The organism is Frigoribacterium sp. UYMn621, assembly GCF_040549525.1.
In the GTDB taxonomy this organism is placed as follows: Bacteria; Actinomycetota; Actinomycetes; order Actinomycetales; family Microbacteriaceae; genus Lacisediminihabitans.
The window spans coordinates 462,103-475,745 of record NZ_JBEPTM010000001.1 but is presented as its reverse complement, the minus strand read 5'-3'; the positions used below and the strand labels follow the sequence as shown (position 1 = coordinate 475,745).

The following is a 13,643-nucleotide window of genomic DNA, read 5'->3' as shown; positions in this document are numbered from 1 at the left end:
GGAGCGGCTGACCGGAGCCGCCCGCGCTAGCGGCGGGATCCAACGATGGTGAGGGCCAACAGGGGACACAGCGCGACGGCGTCCGTCGCCGCATCGAGATGACGGGGTCCGATCGCGACGTCCGACCGGGCTGCCGGCGCACCGGCGATCGCCACGGGGTAGCCCCACTTGTCACGAGCGAGAAGCTCCGGAAGCAGCTCGGTGCAGAGACCGCGGCCATCGCACCGGGTCCAATCGATGTGGAGCGCGGGACCGGGAGGTGGCTCAGCCATCACTTCTCCTCGTCGGCTGCGCGGCACGCAGGCACCTTCCGGTGAGATGGGCATCCACATCGGCCACAAACACCGACAGCGTGCTCAGCACGAGGCCGGCGGTGCCATCGGGATGATGGCAGGACCCTCTCCCGATCACCGATTCGGTGAGGGCTTCGAGCTGACGACGAAGGCCGCGCTCGCGATCTCCCGTCGCCAGGCGTTCGAGAAGGCTCGCCATCTCCGGGAGGCCGAACAGGCAGGGGCCGCACTGCTTCGCCGATTCGCCCGCGAGGTAGTGCACGATCGACGCCGAAGCGACGAGGGGGCACTCGTGCCGTCCGAGCACATACAGGATGCCGGCCCCCGGTCGGGCTCCGAGCGGGGCAAGGCCGCCGGCCGAGAGGTTCGCGGAGAGGTTCGCCCGAGCGATCCAGGCCCCGTGGTATCCCCCGACGAGCACTGCCGCGACGCCATCGAGGGACACACCGCAGGACTCGAGGATGTCCGCGATCGACGTGTGGCCCGCGACCTCCATCACCCGCTCGTGCGGCACGGACCCCGACACCGTCACCAACCGGCTTCCGGGGTCTCGCTCGGATCCGAGCGACCGGAACCATGCTGCCCCGAATCTGGCGATGAGCCCCACCTGCGCGAGCGTCTCCACATTGTGGACGAGCGTGGGAAGCCGCCTTAGCCCCGTGGTCGTGAGCCGAACGATCCGATCGGTGGGAAGAGCGATCCCGTTCTCTATGGCGTTGACGACCGCACTCGCCTCACCGGAGATGAAACTCTCCTTCGCTTCGACGAAGGCGATCGACCGGGCATCCTTGCGCTCCCGCGCGGCGGCTCGCGCATAGTCGATCGAACCCGCCGGCGCATAGAGGTAGAGCTTCGACGCTCCCACCGCGGCACCGACGGCGAGGAGCCCGTCGATCACCAGGTGTGGTGCGTGTCGCAGGAGAGTCGAATCCTTGATACTCCGCGGCTCTCCCTCCGCTCCGTTCGCGATGACGACCGGGCTGCGAGCCCAGAGTCGGTCGCTCGGACTGGTCACCGCGCCGACCTTGCGTGCGACCGGGAATCCCGCCCCGCCCCGCCCCGAGAGCCCTGATCGCGCCAGCTCATCCACCAGAGCGGGTGCGAGGCTGGAGGGCGTCATCGCACCGAATGCGGCGAGGTGCGCGCGATAGTCGGCATCCTGGCCGGCCAGGAAGAGCCGGTTGAGCCCCCCGGGCGGTCGGACCGCGCCCGCCACCGCCGTGCCGCTCATCGGAGTGACCGTGCCCGGGCCATTGCCGTCTCGAGGAACCGCACCGAGGTGCGCCACATCACGGCGACGATCACGGCGAGGGTGCATCCCGCCGCGATGATGAGGAACCAGCCGCTCGTGCCATTGGTGCCGTTGCCGATGGCGTGGGCCATCGCGACCGGCCACATCGCATACGTGAACCAGTGCACGAAGGTGGCGACGCGCACCCCGATCCTCCGGCGGAGGAGACTCGTGACCACGATGGCGATCACCAGGTCGAGGGCCACGGTGCCGAGACCCTGCCAGAACGGCTTGAACACCCCACGGAACGGAATGAGGATGTCGACCACCGTGAGCTTCGCGTAGGTGTCGAGCAGCAGCGTGCCCACGTGGAGCACCAGGAAGGTGCTCGCGATCAGCGCGACGTTGCGATGGACGAGCGAAATCGAGAATCGCGGAAGACCGGGAAGCGGGCGACCCGACCGCGTGATGATCCCGAGCACGACGGAGGCGGTGAACAGGAGGATCGAGACGACCCCGCTGACCCGCCCGAAGGCCCACAGCAGCTCAGACATCCCCCACCCCCACGAGCTGCTCCTGCGACACTTCCACCGGCCACGAGCCGGTGGTGATGACGCGACCGGCGCGGTCCACCAGCCGCGCACTCACCCCCGCGCCCTCGAGCCAGGCGACAGCGGCATGGCCGCGCACTATCGAGGCGGTACTGTAGGCGTTCGCCAGGAGGCAGTCCCCGGCGGCGACGGAGACACTGCGCCAGACCGGCTCCACCGGGAGTCCAGATCGAGGGTCGAGGATGTGGTGACGCAGGTATCCGCCCTGCGCCCAGGTGCGCTTCTGGGTGCTGGAGGTCGCGATCGCCGCGCCCGCCCCGACCGACACCTGCTGGGCGGGGTCCGCGGGGAGATCCTGCACCAGCACCTGCCATCCGCCCGGAACGGGAGCGCCGGAGGTCTTGAGGTCGCCGCCGATGTTCACCAGTACGGAGCAGCCGAGTCGCGTCGCCACCCTCTCGGCGGCCAGGTCGACAGCGATCGCCTTCGCGGTCGCCCCGAGGTCGAGCGCCAGGTCGGCGGGCACGGCGAGGCGCCACTGTTCGAGCATCACTCGCGTCCAGCCCGCAGTGCGCCGCGTGACCACGATCACTCGCGGATCGATCTGCTCGCCGGGCAGCGCGGTCGGCAGCTCCGAAAGGTCGCGGTCGTAGCCGACGGCCCGCAGGGCGATCCCGAGAGTGGGGTCGACATCCCCCTCGGTGAGCGTGGCGACATCGAGGGCTGACCGCACGAGGCGTGCAAGCAGCTCGCTCACCTCGGCTCCGCCGGGCAGTTGCGAGGCGAGCATCGACAGCTCGGAATCGGCACGGAATCGGCTGCACGCCCGGGAGACGTCATCCATGACCTGCCGAACGATGCCTTCTGCGAGCTCGACATCGGCGGACTCCGACACCACGACGGAGACATCGCAGCTCCAGTCGCGCCAATCGCGGCGCACGGTCATCTGCTCACGACCCGGATGACTGCGCGTGGGAGCCGCCACCCTGACCCGGACTGACGGGCAGGACCTGCTGCTGCGTGAATCCTCCGTCGTCGTTGCCTTGGTTCGAGAGGTCCGGGCTCTGGTTCGTGCCATCCTGCCCACTGGTGCTGCCGGGCGAATTGTGGCTCACCGTCTGTTGCCAGAGGGCGATCGATGCGACTCCGGTGACTGCGAGGCTGACGACACCGACACTCGTGGTGACACCCAGGGCGAGCCTCTTGCCCTCTGCCCGAATACTCATGTCACCCTCGCTCTCTTCTCGATCACCGCGCCGCACACGTTCCTACCCGATTCTCTGAACTTGCTTGGATAGTCAGGTGTAGATGCTGACAGCATCCGGAGACATCCCGGATGCCCCGCTTACCCGCGAACGGTCGAGAGAAGAATCCACCGTCGACACCGCCATCGGCGTTACCAGAATCGTCTAAGACTGCGGTCTGGCACTGGGGACTCTCAGGACCCGCCCGACTTCGAATGCGGGGGCGGCGGCGGCACAGGCACGGGCGGCGCCGGTGCGACCGGTGCAGGGCGCGGCGCGACCGGGGCCGCTGCTGGCGCGACCGGGGCGGGCGCCGGGACGACCGGTGCGGGGCGCGGCGCGGCCGGGGCAACGACCGCGGGCACCGCCGGGGCCGGGTCGCTCGAGGGCACGATGGGCGGGGACGGCCTCGCGCTCATCGTCGGCGCGGGAAGAGGCGCTGCAGCGGTGGATGGCGAGGGTGACACCGCCGGCACCAGCGCGGCGGCCGCGCGTCCCTTCGCCTGCGACACCAGAGTGTCCTGCCACAGCACAACCGACCCGGCCGTCGTCGCCATCAGGCTGGTCACGCCCACGACGGTCGTGATTGTCGCGGCGATTCGTCTTCCCCTGCGATGCAGCCCCATGCGACGCCCTCCCTCTCGCTACGCCAAGGCTGGCAGCATTCCCTATAAGGAATCGCTAAGAATCGCCGTGAGCGAGTTGCGAGTGATCCCGGTTACGAATGGCGGCGCAGCTCAGCCGAGAAGTACGGTGACCCGATCGCGAATGGCGGCGGCGATCGACTCGATCGAATCGGTTGCCGGGAGTACGAGGAAGCGCTCAGGATCGGCCGCGGCGAGCGCGAGGAATCCGGCGCGCACCCGCGCGTGGAACTCGCCATGCTCGGCCTCGAGCCGGTCGTACGCGGAACGTGCCTGATCCAGCCGTTTCCGGCCGATCGCCTCATCGAGGTCGAGCAGGATCGTCAGGTTCGGCATGAATCCCTCGGTCGCCCAGAGGGAGATGTCCCGCACCTCCGTGGGGTCGAGTACCCGCCCGGCGCCCTGATAGGCCACGGACGAGTCGAGGTAGCGGTCCTGGATCACGATCTCGCCGCGCTCGACGGCCGGGCGCACCTTCGTGGCGATGTTGTGCGCGCGATCTGCCGCATAGATCAGGGCCTCGGCGCGCGGGGCGATGGGCCCTCGCCGATGGAGCACGATCTCGCGCAGCTCGAGCCCGAGCTCGGTTCCACCCGGCTCGCGCGAGCGTTCGACCGTGTAACCGGATTCCCTGAGCCAGTCGGCGAGCAGGCTGGCCTGGGTCGATTTGCCCGATCCATCCCCGCCCTCGAGAGTGATGAACAGGCCGGTCACTCTGCGATCCACCCGCGTGCCTACTGCGCAGACTCGGAAGTGACGGGCGGCTTCGAGGCGACCGGCCGCTTCGCTACCGGCTTCTTGACCGCCGGCTTCGAGGCGACGGCTCTCTTCACGACGGTGCTTTTCACGACGGTGCTTTTCACCACGGCTTTCTTCACGGCGGGCTTCTTTACGGCTGGCTTCTTCGCTGCCGGCTTCCTTGCCGCGGTCTTCTTGACCGTCGGGCCCTTCGCCCGCTTATCGGCCAGCATCTGCACGGCGCGCTCGAAGTCGATCTCTTCGATCGTCTCGCCGCGCGGAATCGTCACATTGGTGACGCCGTCGGTGACGTAAGCGCCGAAACGCCCGTCCTTGATGCGGATCGGCTTGCCGCTCTCGGGATCGGCATCGAATTCCTTGAGCGCACTGGATGCCCGGCGCGCGCCGTACTTCGGCTGGGCGTACAGCTCGATGGCCCCGGGGAGGTCGATCTCGAAGATCTGATCCTCTTCGGTGAGCGAGCGGGTGTCGGCACCCTTCTTGAGGTACGGGCCGAACTTGCCGTTCTGGGCGGTGATCTCCTCACCGGTCTCGGGGTCCTGGCCGACGATGCGAGGCAGGGAGAGCAGGCGAAGCGCGGTGTCGATATCGACGGTCGCCAGATCCATCGACTTGAAGATGGATGCGGTGCGCGCCTTCACCGCCGCCGCCTTCTTCGGCGCGGCGCGCTTCTTCTTCGGCTCGATGATCTCGCCGGTGGCGGGATCGACCACGGGCTCTGCTGCCGGGGTCTCGACCGCTTCGATGACGGGTTCGGGATCCACCTCGGTGATGTACGGCCCAAAACGACCGTCCTTGGCGACGACGTTCTTGCCGTTCTCGGGGTTGACCCCGATCACCCGGTCGACCACGACCGGTGCATCGATCAGCTCATGGGCCTTCACGATGGTGAGCTCGTCGGGGGCGAGCTCCGGCGGGATGTTCACGCGACGCGGTGCGGCCTCGGGGGCTGCTCCCTCGTCCACGACCTCGAGGTAGGGGCCGTACTTGCCGATGCGCAGCGTGACTTCGTCGTCGAGCTTTATGGAGTTGATGCTCTTCGCATCGATCTCACCGAGGTTGTCGATGACGCTGCGCAAGCCGCGGTGCTTCTCGCTGCCGAAATAGAAGCTGTTCAGCCAGTCGACCCGGTCTTCCTTGCCGTCGGCGATGCGGTCGAGGTCATCCTCCATACCCGCGGTGAAGTGGTACTCCACCAGGTCGGAGAAGAATTCCTCGAGCAGCCGCACGACCGAGAAGGCGATCCAGTTCGGCACCAGCGCGGTGCCACGGGGGGTGACATATCCGCGGTCGATGATGGTCGAGATGATCGACGCGTAGGTAGATGGGCGCCCGATCCCCAACTCTTCGAGGGTCTTCACGAGGCTCGCCTCGGTGTACCGGGGCGGCGCGCTGGTCTCGTGACCCTTGGCCTCGACCTCCGCGACGGTCAGTTTCTGGCCGACGGTCAGCGGAGGCAGTTTCGCCTCGGCGGGCTCGGCAGAATCGTTGCGCTCCTCATCCCGGCTCTCCTCATAGGCCTGGAGGAATCCGCGGAAGGTGATGACCGTGCCACTGGCCGCGAACTCGGCCATTGTCGTGCCCTGCACGGGTCCGGCGGTGATGACGACGGACGCTGTCATGCCCTTGGCATCGGCCATCTGCGAGGCGACGGTGCGCTTCCAGATGAGGTCGTAGAGCTTCCAGTCGTTGCCCCGAAGTGTGCCCTCGAGCTGCCCCGGCGTGCGGAAGGTATCCCCGGCCGGCCGGATCGCCTCGTGCGCTTCCTGGGCGTTCTTGCTCTTGCTGGCATAGGTCCGCGGCTTCTCGGAGACGCTCTCCGCGCCGTAGAGGGATGCGGCCTGGCTGCGGGCGGCAGACATCGCCTGCTGCGACAGGTTGAGAGAGTCGGTACGCATATAGGTGATGTACCCGTTTTCGTACAGTCCCTGCGCAACACTCATCGTCTGGCGCGCGGAGAAGCGCAGCTTGCGCGCGGCCTCCTGCTGCAGGGTGGAGGTGCTGAAGGGCGCCGCCGGGCGACGGGTGTACGGCTTGGAGTCGACCGAGGAGACGATCACCGGCACCGCGGGATCGCGCAGCGCCTCGGCGAGCGCGGTCGCGGCCTGCTCGTCAAGCGCGACGGCATCCGCCTTGCCGTTCGTGGATGCCTTGAGCTGGCCCTTGTCGTCGAAGTCGCGGCCGGTGGCGACGCGAACACCGTCGAGGCGGGCGAGACGGGATTCGAACGGGCTGGAGGAATCGGATGCCGCGAGCAGCGCAGAGAGGTCCCAGTAGCCGGCCGCGACGAAGGCGAGACGTTCGCGCTCCCGGTCGACGACGAGACGGGTGGCGGCGGACTGCACGCGACCGGCGGAGAGCCCGGGACCGACCTTGCGCCACAGCACCGGCGAGATCTCGTAGCCGTAGAGACGGTCGAGGATGCGCCGGGTCTCCTGCGCGTCCACCAGAGCGGTATCGATATCGCGGGTGTTGTCGCGGGCACGTTCGATCGCCTCTTTGGTGATCTCGTGGAACACCATGCGCTTCACCGGGACCTTGGGCTTCAGCTCGTCGAGAAGGTGCCACGCGATGGCTTCACCCTCGCGGTCCTCATCAGTTGCGAGGTAGAGCTCGTCGGCACCCTTGAGCGCGCGCTTCAGTTCGGCGACCGTCTTCTTCTTCTGGTCCGACACGACGTAATAGGGGAGGAAGCCGTTCTCCACGTCGATGGAGAACTTGCCGAGCGAGCCCTTCTTGAGCTCCGGCGGCAGGTTTTTCGGCTCGATCAGGTCGCGGATGTGACCGACCGAGGCCAGCACCTCGTATCCGTCGCCCAGGTACTGGGCAATCGTCTTCGCCTTCGCGGGCGACTCGACTATGACCAGCTTCTTCGTGCCAGGCACTTGACTCCTTGACTACTGCGACTGCCGCCGCCTCTGTGGGTCTCCGGGTGAAACGAAACCTCGCCCAGCCTAGGGCGGCCCCGCTGATGCTCTTCACCGGGCATCGGAGATATCGGTGGTGGTCCCGACACGCACACCATACACACAGAAACCTGACGGACGCTTCATCCACCACCCCCAGTTAGCCCGGCTCGCGCCGCTTTCTCACTGGGCGGACGCCCCGCGGTGGCGCGGGCGGATACCACGAAGCCGAGCACCGAGGCCGTGACACGCACGGTCGCGGTGGTGTCGTCGACGACGCATCCGTCCAGTCGCGTGGTGTTCGCTACAGCGACGGTGGATGCCCTCTCACACGGGCTTCCCGAGCGGATTCCCACCGCGACATCGGCCGCGGCGAGCGCCGCCGCATCAGCCGCCCCGGCCGCGCGCTGCTGTGCGGACAACACGGTCACGACCGGCAACAGAAGGGAGAACAGCATCAGCATCGCCGCGGCGATGGCAAGGGCGAGCACCGATCCGGACCCGCGTTCGTCGTCGAGAGCCCGCCGCATCGGGGAGCGGTGCAGCGAATACCGCCGCATCAGCGTCCGCCGTCGAGCGCACAACTCACGGCGCTCACGGTGACCGCACCGATCACCCCCGCGACGCTGGAACCGGGAGCGGATGCCGTGACGCAGGCCAGCTCTCCGCGGTGCTCCACCCGAAGGGTCGCTCCCGGCACGAGCCCGCCCGCGGTGCCGACCGGCTCGCCGCGGGCGACCGCGCGCGCCGCCATGGCCGCCACCTGCTGGAGCCTCAGCTGCTGGCTGCACAGCTGCAGCCCGCCAAGGCAGGCAGCCAGCACCAGCAGCGCGGCCGGGATGACCGTGGCGAACTCCGCCGTCACACTGCCCCGCTCGCCGTGGGCCAACCTGGGCGCCACCTCACCCGGCGAACGTGAGCGCACGATGCACGAGCTCCGTGAGCATGCCCCGCACCTCGTCGCTGCGCAGGATGGCGACGAGCAACCCCGCGAATCCGACGGCGGCCAGCGTGGCTATTGCGTATTCGGCGGTCGCCGCCCCGTCCTCTTCGTGGAGCCTCGAACCCAGTTTCTTCCCCATCGACCATTCCTTCCGTCACGTGCCCGGCGGGCTGCCGTGCCCCATCAGCGTGCAGCCGGAGGCGACTGCCCGGTGTCGGCGCTCGCCCATCGGTGCACCGGCGTCAAAACCCGGTCACTGTGGACGAGAGGACGGCGATCAGCAGCGGCGCAACCCCGAGCACCATGAAGGCGGGGAGGATGCACACGCCGAGCGGCAGCATGAGCGTGACCCCGAGCGTCGCGGCCGCCCGCTCCCCCGCGCTCCGGGCGGAGCGGCGAGCCTCGACCGCCTCCGCGCGCAGCAACGCCGCCGCCGGCACACCGGCCCTTCGACTGAGTGCGAGCACCTCCGCGATCGCCGCTTCGCTGCCGTCCAGGTCGATGCCGCAGGCCTCGCGAGCATCCGCGACCGCACGCTCCGCCCGCGACAGTGAGGCGCCGCCCGACACCGCGATCGCCATGAGGTCGAGGGCGAGGCCAGGGGTGAGGTTGGTCGGCCGCGCCCCGCTCAGCAGCCGCCGGTTCCACAGCTGGGCCATCACGATCAGCAGTATTCCGAGTGCGAGACACACCAGCCCGGGCGGCGTGGCGAAGAGCACGTGGAGGGAGTCGAACCCGAGGGCCAGGCCGAACAGGATTCCCACGACCGGCAGCACCATCACCATTCGGGCCGTCGCCACCGGACCGGCGAGGGCCGTGTCGACATCCCGCTGGTTCTGCGCGAGTGAACGGAGCGTCGCGGACAGTTCGGAGAGGGTCGGGGCCAAGGGGGCGCCTGCGTCGGTGGCGACGAGCCAGGCAGCGGCGAGACCGCGCCAGGCCGCCCGATCCGCGCGAGGCTCTGAGGCGACGGAGACGATCGCCTCGGTGACCGATCCACCATGGGCGGCGACATCCGCTACTGCTCGCGCTCCAGCGGCGGCGGAGCCGTGGGCGGCTTCCGCGACATACGCCCAGCCCGATGCGGGAGCGACTCCCGCGGCGAGCAGCACTCCGAGGCGCTGTACGACGGCGGCGAGCGGTTCGAGATCGGCCCGGCGGTCACGCCTCGCCACGAGACTCCACCATGCACAGGCGATCGCGTCGATCGAGCGCGAACCGCCCGATCTGCGCCAGCCGCCTGGTGTCGCGATCGCGCTCGAGGTGCAACACGGTGCCGATCGCACTCACCGTCTGCCTCGCGATGGCCGTCGCGGTCATCCCGGCGAGCGCACCGAGCGCTTCGATGCGCGCGGGCACATCGTCGAGGGAGTTGGCGTGCAGGGTGCCCGCTCCCCCATCGTGACCGGTGTTGAGAGCCGCAAGCAGTTCCCGGATCTCCGCGCCACGACACTCACCGAGCACGAGGCGGTCGGGGCGCATCCGCAAGGCCTCCCGCACCAGGCGTTCGAGCCCGACGTGCCCGGCACCCTCCAGATTCGCCTGGCGGGCCTCGAGCGAGACGAAGTGCGGGTGCGTCACCCGCAGCTCTCCGACGTCCTCGATGGCGATGATCCGATCACCGGCGTGCGCACTCGAGAGCAACGCCGCGAGCAGGGTGGTCTTGCCGCTTCCTCCCGCTCCGGTGATGAGCAGGTTCTCGCGTCGGGCAACCAACGGCAACACTGTTCCGAGGGCGATCCGGGAGAAGAAGCCGGCCGCATCGAGGTCAGAGAGGCCGAGTCTCTCCACCCGGGGAAGGCGGATAGAGAGGAGCGTGCCAGCCGGGGAGATCGGAGGAAGAACCGCGTGGATACGGATGCCGTCGTGCAGGCGCACATCCACGCAGGGGGTGGCCTCGTCGATATGGCGTCCGCCCAGCCCGATCAGGCGCACGGCGAGATCGCGCAGCAGAGCTTCGCCCCCAGCGAGGGGCTCGTGCCGCACCGCGCCATGGCCGCGGTCGACCCAGACTTCCGCCGGCCCGTTCACGAAGACATCCGTGACCGCCGCGTCGGCGACGAAGTCGGAAAGCGGCCCGAACTCGTCGAGCTCGAAGCCGGCGAGAGTGCGTCGTCGCGCCGTCGGTGCGAACTCCGCCCCCGCTCGGCGTGCGACGAAACGCTCCGTGCCCGAGGCGAGCGATGTGGACGGATCGAACGGAGCGGCGGACGGCATGACACGACGGTAGGGCCCACCCCGGAGCATCCGGAGCCCTCGATCCCCGACCGGGGAGAACTCGCGGCAGGGCGTGCGGGGGAGGAAGGGAGAGACGCCCGTTAACAGAGGCGCCCGCGCCCAGAGACGCCCGCGCCCAGAGACGCCCGCGCCCAGAGATGCCCGTTAACGAAGAGGGGCGGCGCCTGTTGGGGGGAACCGGCGCCGCCACAGCAACGCTGGATTGGGGGGAATCACTGCGCGTTGCTTATCGAATTTGCATTCAACGACCCCAGTGTACTCCGGCAGAACCCCGGCGCAAGAGACAAACCCCCGCGGTTAGGGGACACTCACAGAATGGTCGCAACGGAGCGCAACCCGCGATCGGCCTAGTATCGGATCACTACTCTGCTCGGGCATCGACGCCCGCCGCCTTCGCGAGGGATACCGATGTCCAACACTTCCATTGACAGCTTGCAGCACGAAGAGCGACGCTTCCCGCCCAGCCCGGAATTCCGAGCCGACGCGGTCGCAACGGCAGCCCTGTACGGCGAAGCCTTCGCGGATCGTCTCGCCTTCTGGGCCGCCCAGTCCCGCGAGTTGCTTCACTGGAACAAGGACTTCACCAAGGACCTCGACTGGTCGAACGCCCCCTTCGCCACCTGGTTCGAGGATGGCGAGTTGAACGTCGCGTTCAACTGCCTCGACCGGCATGTGCTCGCCGGAAACGGCGACCGGATCGCCCTCCACTGGGAGGGGGAGCCCGGCGACAGCCGCGACATCAGCTACGCCGAACTCACCGCAGAGGTCAAGCGCGCGGCCAACCTGCTCACCTCCCTCGGCATCGAGAAGGGCGACCGCGTGGCGGTCTATCTCCCGATGATCCCGGAGGCCGTCATCGCGATGCTCGCCGTGGCCCGGATCGGAGCGGTGCACTCGGTGATCTTCGGTGGCTTCAGCGCCGACAGCATCCGTTCCCGCGTCGATGACGCGAGCGCCAAGCTCGTCATCACCGCGGATGGCGGATGGCGCAAGGGCAAGGTCAGCGCCCTGAAGCCCGCGGTGGATGCTGCCCTCGCCAAGGAAGGCGAACACACGGTCGAGAACGTGCTCGTCGTCAAACGCGGCGAGAACGAGATCGGCTGGGTCGAAGGTCGTGATCTCTGGTGGCACGAGGCGATGGCCGGCGCGCAGACCGAACACGAGGCCGAGGGCTTCCCCGCAGAGACGCCGCTGTTCATCCTCTACACCTCCGGCACCACGGGCAAGCCGAAGGGCATCCTTCACACGAGCGGCGGCTACCTCACCCAGGCGGCGTTCACCCACAAGAACGTGTTCGACCTCAACCCGGCGACGGATGTCTACTGGTGCACCGCCGACGTGGGATGGATCACCGGCCACAGCTATGTCGTCTACGGACCGCTCGCCAACGGTGCGACTCAGGTGCTCTACGAGGGCACTCCGGATGCGCCGCACGGCGGGCGGTGGTGGGAGATCATCCAGAAATACGGGGTGACCATCTTCTACACGGCGCCCACCGCCATCCGCTCGTTCATGAAGCTCGGACGACAGGTGCCGGATGATTTCGACCTCAGCTCCCTGCGCGTGCTCGGCAGCGTGGGAGAGCCGATCAACCCGGAGGCGTGGGTCTGGTACCGCGACGTCATCGGCGGAGGAACGACTCCGATCGTCGATACTTGGTGGCAGACCGAGACCGGCGCGATCATGGTTTCAGCGCTGCCCGGCGTCACGATTCTGAAGCCGGGTTCAGCCCAGGTGGCGCTGCCGGGAATCTCGATCGATGTGCTCGATGAGGCGGGCCATCCGGTGCCTGCCGGAGGCGGCGGCCTTCTCGTCGTGACCGAGCCCTGGCCGTCGATGCTGCGCGGAATCTGGGGAGACCCGGATCGCTTCGTCGAGACCTACTGGTCGAAGTTCGCAGATGCCCCGGGCGGCCCGCTGTACTTCGCCGGCGACGGCGCCCGTCTCGACGAAGACGGCGACATCTGGTTGCTCGGACGCGTCGACGATGTGATGAACGTCTCCGGTCACCGCCTGTCGACCGCCGAGATCGAGTCGGCGCTCGTGTCGCATCCGATCGTGGCGGAGTCGGCGGTCGTCGGAGCCGCGGATGAGACGACCGGCCAAGCCGTCGTGGCCTTCGTGATCCTGCGCAGCGAACACGCACAGGCCTACAGCGCGGATGATGCCAGTGCGCTGCTACGCGGCCACGTCGCCGAACAGATCGGTGCGATCGCCCGCCCGCGCGAGATCTTCATCGTCGCGGAGCTACCGAAGACACGCTCCGGCAAGATCATGCGGCGGCTGCTGCAGGATGTCGCGGAGGGCCGGGACATCGGCGATACGACTACGCTCGCCGACACGTCGGTCATGCAGGTCATCAGCGACCGGCTCAAGTGAACTCGACGATCAACTCCACCTCGACCGGGGAGTCCAGCGGCAGGACGGCGACACCCACGGCGCTGCGGGCATGCACCCCGGCGTCGCCGAAGATCTCGCCGAGCAGCTCGGAGGCCCCGTTGATCACTCCCGGCTGGCCGGTGAAGGAGGGGTCGGACGACACGAAACCGACGACCTTCACGACGCGGGTGACCCGATCCAGCGATCCGATCGCGGATTCCACGGCAGCGAGCGCATTGAGCACACAGGTCGCGGCGTAGGTCTTGGCGTCCTCGGCAGTGACGGCCGCACCGACCTTGCCGGTGGCGGGAAGCGCTCCTGCGGTGAAGGGCAGCTGCCCCGAGGTGAAGACGAGGTTGCCGCTGACGACAGCGGGGATGTACACCCCGGCGGGAGCGGCGAGAGCGGGCAGTTCGAGCCCGAGCTCGGTGAGACGGTCGGCAATGACAGACATC

15 protein-coding genes are annotated in these 13,643 nt (G+C 68.4%); 1 reads left to right on the top strand and 14 read right to left on the bottom strand.

The window, feature by feature from the left end:
• Nucleotides 1-26: 26 nt before the first annotated feature.
• From ABIB54_RS02450 to ABIB54_RS02390, 13 genes are all read right to left on the bottom strand, one after another.
• The gene (locus tag ABIB54_RS02450; RefSeq protein ID WP_354573921.1) at nucleotides 27-272 is read right to left on the bottom strand and encodes a ferredoxin; all 246 of its coding nucleotides are present in this window, start codon (nucleotides 270-272) and stop codon (nucleotides 27-29) included.
• Complete coding sequence (locus tag ABIB54_RS02445) at nucleotides 265-1,524, bottom strand: NADH-ubiquinone oxidoreductase-F iron-sulfur binding region domain-containing protein (protein ID WP_354573920.1); 1,260 nt, start codon at nucleotides 1,522-1,524, stop codon at nucleotides 265-267. The genes ABIB54_RS02450 and ABIB54_RS02445 overlap by 8 nt, the downstream gene beginning before the upstream one ends.
• On the bottom strand, nucleotides 1,521-2,078 hold the full coding sequence (locus tag ABIB54_RS02440) for a ferric reductase-like transmembrane domain-containing protein (protein ID WP_354573919.1): 558 nt from the start codon (nucleotides 2,076-2,078) through the stop codon (nucleotides 1,521-1,523). Before ABIB54_RS02440 ends, ABIB54_RS02445 begins: the two co-directional genes overlap by 4 nt.
• Nucleotides 2,071-3,021 (bottom strand): FAD:protein FMN transferase, encoded by a 951-nt coding sequence (locus ABIB54_RS02435; protein WP_354573918.1) that lies wholly within the window; start codon nucleotides 3,019-3,021, stop codon nucleotides 2,071-2,073. Before ABIB54_RS02435 ends, ABIB54_RS02440 begins: the two co-directional genes overlap by 8 nt.
• 4 nt (nucleotides 3,022-3,025) lie before the next feature.
• Entirely contained in the window at nucleotides 3,026-3,301 is a 276-nt protein-coding gene (locus tag ABIB54_RS02430; protein WP_354573917.1) for a hypothetical protein, read from the bottom strand.
• Between the two features lie 212 nt (nucleotides 3,302-3,513).
• Entirely contained in the window at nucleotides 3,514-3,945 is a 432-nt protein-coding gene (locus ABIB54_RS02425; RefSeq protein WP_354573916.1) for a hypothetical protein, read from the bottom strand.
• 111 nt (nucleotides 3,946-4,056) lie between these two features.
• Nucleotides 4,057-4,677, bottom strand: a complete 621-nt coding sequence (gene tmk, locus ABIB54_RS02420) for a dTMP kinase (RefSeq protein ID WP_354573915.1) — start codon at nucleotides 4,675-4,677, stop codon at nucleotides 4,057-4,059.
• A gap of 20 nt (nucleotides 4,678-4,697) precedes the next feature.
• Complete coding sequence (gene topA / locus ABIB54_RS02415) at nucleotides 4,698-7,607, bottom strand: type I DNA topoisomerase (protein WP_354573914.1); 2,910 nt, start codon at nucleotides 7,605-7,607, stop codon at nucleotides 4,698-4,700.
• A 164-nt stretch (nucleotides 7,608-7,771) separates the two neighbouring features.
• Complete coding sequence (locus ABIB54_RS02410; protein ID WP_354573913.1) at nucleotides 7,772-8,188, bottom strand: Rv3654c family TadE-like protein; 417 nt, start codon at nucleotides 8,186-8,188, stop codon at nucleotides 7,772-7,774.
• Nucleotides 8,188-8,517, bottom strand: coding sequence for a TadE/TadG family type IV pilus assembly protein (locus ABIB54_RS02405; protein ID WP_354573912.1), 330 nt, complete (start codon nucleotides 8,515-8,517; stop codon nucleotides 8,188-8,190). The genes ABIB54_RS02410 and ABIB54_RS02405 overlap by 1 nt, the downstream gene beginning before the upstream one ends.
• Nucleotides 8,518-8,530: 13 nt before the next feature.
• Nucleotides 8,531-8,710, bottom strand: coding sequence for a DUF4244 domain-containing protein (locus ABIB54_RS02400; RefSeq protein WP_354573911.1), 180 nt, complete (start codon nucleotides 8,708-8,710; stop codon nucleotides 8,531-8,533).
• Between the two features lie 103 nt (nucleotides 8,711-8,813).
• Entirely contained in the window at nucleotides 8,814-9,746 is a 933-nt protein-coding gene (locus ABIB54_RS02395; protein WP_354573910.1) for a type II secretion system F family protein, read from the bottom strand.
• Nucleotides 9,733-10,788 carry a TadA family conjugal transfer-associated ATPase gene (locus ABIB54_RS02390; protein WP_354573909.1) on the bottom strand — a complete coding sequence of 352 codons (1,056 nt, stop codon included), beginning with the start codon at nucleotides 10,786-10,788 and terminating at the stop codon, nucleotides 9,733-9,735. Before ABIB54_RS02390 ends, ABIB54_RS02395 begins: the two co-directional genes overlap by 14 nt.
• Before the next feature lie 429 nt (nucleotides 10,789-11,217).
• Between ABIB54_RS02390 and acs the strand changes: the two genes are divergently transcribed.
• Nucleotides 11,218-13,188, top strand: a complete 1,971-nt coding sequence (acs, locus tag ABIB54_RS02385) for an acetate--CoA ligase (protein WP_354573908.1) — start codon at nucleotides 11,218-11,220, stop codon at nucleotides 13,186-13,188.
• Here the strand turns inward: acs and ABIB54_RS02380 are convergent.
• On the bottom strand, nucleotides 13,181-13,642 hold the full coding sequence (locus ABIB54_RS02380; protein ID WP_354573907.1) for a RidA family protein: 462 nt from the start codon (nucleotides 13,640-13,642) through the stop codon (nucleotides 13,181-13,183). The genes acs and ABIB54_RS02380 overlap by 8 nt on opposite strands.
• Nucleotide 13,643: the final 1 nt, after the last annotated feature.

Coding starts and splice junctions, on each gene's coding strand:
- ABIB54_RS02450 (WP_354573921.1), bottom strand. CDS start 272: ATGGCTGAGCCACCTCCCGGTCCCGCGCTCCACATCGATTGGACCCGG.
- ABIB54_RS02445 (WP_354573920.1), bottom strand. CDS start 1,524: ATGAGCGGCACGGCGGTGGCGGGCGCGGTCCGACCGCCCGGGGGGCTC.
- ABIB54_RS02440 (WP_354573919.1), bottom strand. CDS start 2,078: ATGTCTGAGCTGCTGTGGGCCTTCGGGCGGGTCAGCGGGGTCGTCTCG.
- ABIB54_RS02435 (WP_354573918.1), bottom strand. CDS start 3,021: ATGACCGTGCGCCGCGATTGGCGCGACTGGAGCTGCGATGTCTCCGTC.
- ABIB54_RS02430 (WP_354573917.1), bottom strand. CDS start 3,301: ATGAGTATTCGGGCAGAGGGCAAGAGGCTCGCCCTGGGTGTCACCACG.
- ABIB54_RS02425 (WP_354573916.1), bottom strand. CDS start 3,945: ATGGGGCTGCATCGCAGGGGAAGACGAATCGCCGCGACAATCACGACC.
- ABIB54_RS02410 (WP_354573913.1), bottom strand. CDS start 8,188: ATGCGGCGGTATTCGCTGCACCGCTCCCCGATGCGGCGGGCTCTCGAC.
- ABIB54_RS02400 (WP_354573911.1), bottom strand. CDS start 8,710: ATGGGGAAGAAACTGGGTTCGAGGCTCCACGAAGAGGACGGGGCGGCG.
- ABIB54_RS02390 (WP_354573909.1), bottom strand. CDS start 10,788: ATGCCGTCCGCCGCTCCGTTCGATCCGTCCACATCGCTCGCCTCGGGC.
- acs (WP_354573908.1), top strand. CDS start 11,218: ATGTCCAACACTTCCATTGACAGCTTGCAGCACGAAGAGCGACGCTTC.
- ABIB54_RS02380 (WP_354573907.1), bottom strand. CDS start 13,642: ATGTCTGTCATTGCCGACCGTCTCACCGAGCTCGGGCTCGAACTGCCC.